Here is a 3,010-nt window from a genome sequence, read left to right on the forward strand (position 1 = left end):
GCCACCACCGGCAATGAAAAACTGAAGTAGCCTTTGCAGGCTAAATGTGCTGCCGGAAACTCGGGCCACGAATCGGCTACGACAAGCTGCTCCGGCTTACTTATATCGTCGCCGATCACCACATATTGATGATCGGATTCAGTCGCATTGACGATATGGATTTTCGAGCTTCGGGGCTGGCTGGCAAGAATCGAAAACGTGACCTTTGAGTTTTCCGAACAGTTACCGCCCTTGATGTCGATGGCTTTGCGAGCGGCTTCAGCGATAGTCAGTCTGGCGGTGAATCCACCCTCCTCCAGATTCATCTCCCTGAGGCCTTTGATTTTCGCGATCGCCGAACCACCTTTTTCCCAGATGCTCGGCAACTGATTTCCGGACAGGGGTAAGAGTTCTTTGGCACGATAGATCGCGCGCTGAGCCATTTGCAGATCAGCCAACGTTTGGGCAGTGACCTCGATCGGTACGTCGGTTGCTGTTACGTCAGTGAACAAGTCTTCGCCATAGGTGAGTAAATCGGCCAGCGCCGGGCTTGGCTGCACGGTGTTGTCTCTAACGGTGCGTAACAAGGATTGATACTCGACGGTAAAACCGGTCTGTTCCAGATTGCGAGCATTAATACCCAGGTTTCGCTCGGACTCCGTGAGTGGGACCAAACCCTGCTCGCCAAATAGACGCCCAACCAAAGCGTCGAATTGCTCATCCAACATCAGCTTTTTCAGATCAGGCAATACTTCAATGCTTTGGACCGTTCGCAGGTTGGCGTCCAGATCACCCGCCGTGTTCGCATCGAACAGCGCATTGCGCAGAGCAAGCAAGTCCCCGTCGGGAAAACTTTCGTGCATCAATTTAAGACCGCGCAGGTAGTTATATTTTTCGACCTGCGAAGCTGCCGGATCAAACGCACCCGCCACGAGATCGTTCGCATAGAAGCCCTGGATTTCCAGCAAGCCCGCCACCTCTCCCGCAACAGTCGGTGCGCCACCACGCAATCGCATGAGCTGAGGATCGTAGGTGAGCCGATCGAGGACCGGCAGGTCGGCAAGGACCTTGAGCAAGCGATACGGCTTCAATGCTCGCGCACTCAGGGCCTGTTCAAGTTTTCGACCCTCGCCGATGTTGATGTTTAAGCGGCTACGTTCCGCGTCCGGCAGCGCATGCAAGAGCGATGAGTGAAGGTCGCAAGGGGCATGTAGCGTATTGCCTTCATCGTCGTAGGCCTGATAGGTCGAGTCCTCGCGCTCGACGAGCGTACGCCGGATCGTTGCGTCATCCCGGCCAATAATGTCCAGCACCCGACCACCGTATTCGAAACGGACGACCTCAATGCGTACGCCATGATTCCAGCCCGGCAGTTCTTCCAGCGAATGCATGATCAGGCTGCGCGTATCCGGATTGTCGACCGAGTCCAGATACAAACCTTCGTATGCGCGAGAGACTCTTACTTCCTGGAGTCCCCAGAGGGAGAAGTTCTTGAGTCGGACGGGCAATTGACCTTGCGCGATGACCAGCCGTTCGGAACGCGTTGCCAGCGCCCATACCTCTTGAGCGACAGAACCCGGCAAGTCAGGCACGAGCCCCCGGACTCTTTGCACATCGACATTCCAGTGACGCTCAAATTCCCGGTAACGCCGGTCGAATAACGACGTTCGCCTGCGGTTGGCCTGTTTGACGAGCATGGCTCGCAAGCGCACGGCCTGAGCATCGAAACTCAAGTTCGGCGCGCCAAACTCGTTATTCATCAGTGTTTTGATTTCACCCTCATCCAGGTGAGACAGCAACGTCTTGAGCAAATCGCCGTCGGTCAGCCGTTTGGCATCAATGCGAATGGGCCGCATGCTGGAGTCACCGAGCGAGCCGATAACGTCGCCATTGCTATTGCTCAACTCCATCGCTTTGCCAGTCCATAAGTCCTGCAAGACTTGAAACTGAAGGGCGGGGTCGGCTTTTAAATAGACGTGCGGTTGATCACTGCCAAGCTGTTCGATCAACGTCCGGATATCACGGTCGATCCTGAACCGGGTCACTGTATCCCTGAGCAAGGGCAATGGACGCTCATTGCCGACATACATCCGGCGTATCGCCGCGGCATCGGTTCGACTGACAGTGCGAATGTCAGCGTACGCATCCGATAGCCCGTCAATCGGCGCACCAAGGCGCACCATCAACGTATCGTCACTCCATAGATGAGGCTGCTCGCCTTCGATCACGAATGCGCCGGCGCCATTGCCCTCAACCGCGGGCTGATAGGCGTCCAGGCGGGACGGATGCTGAACCCTGTGTTTTGCGCTCTGGGGGTCCTTCCTGAGCTCGTAGTAGCGAGAATCCAGGTTCAGAATCAGTTTGCCTTCATGCTGATGCAGCCACCGGTCGTCGGGCCTTGAGTCAGCACCCAGCGTCAGGTTCTTTTTCCGGTAAGGCTCAAGATCCTGCCCCCACAGACGCTGGCTTCCATCGGCCAACGTCACCACTTTTGACGACTCGATGAAGGATGAAAGCTTGGGCAATACCACCTCTGTCCCGATTTTCATGCCTGCGGCGAAGGTGCCCAGCTGAATAAGGCTTTCGGTAAAGCCGATCAGATGCTCGGTCCCTTCCAGATACAGCCCTTCGGCAAGATCGATGACACCTTCGACGAGTTCACTGACCAATTGAAAGGCCATGTAAACCATCATCACCTCGCCCAGCCCTGGAACAAATGGCGTCACGACCATCAGTACGACATTGAAAATGTCGGAGATTATTTTTTCCAGGTTATCGAACCAGGCCCAACGTTCCATACGATCGGCATAGTCTGTGGAAATAGCCAGTTCGCGAGCATCGTTGAGAATCTTGTTTTGCTGTTGTTGATAGAGATACACCCAGAGAGCGCCCTTGAAACGAGTGTCGCGGTCGTCCTCAAAGCGAAGCGTGCCAAAGTGCAGGCGCGGATTTTCCACAGGTGTTTCGCGCCATGCAGGCAGACCCACGCCCGGCTCCTTCTCATGCCGGGTGATCTCTACCAGTCGTAAGT

1 protein-coding gene is annotated in these 3,010 nt (G+C 55.4%); it reads right to left on the reverse strand.

What is annotated here, in order from left to right; all coding sequences use genetic code 11:
• Window positions 1–2,966 (reverse strand): dermonecrotic toxin domain-containing protein (locus AC1DRJ_RS22990; RefSeq protein ID WP_477804173.1); only part of this gene is annotated, 2,966 nt, incomplete at its 3' end.
• Window positions 2,967–3,010: the final 44 nt, after the last annotated feature.

This window comes from Pseudomonas sp. P5_B2 (assembly GCF_056400445.1).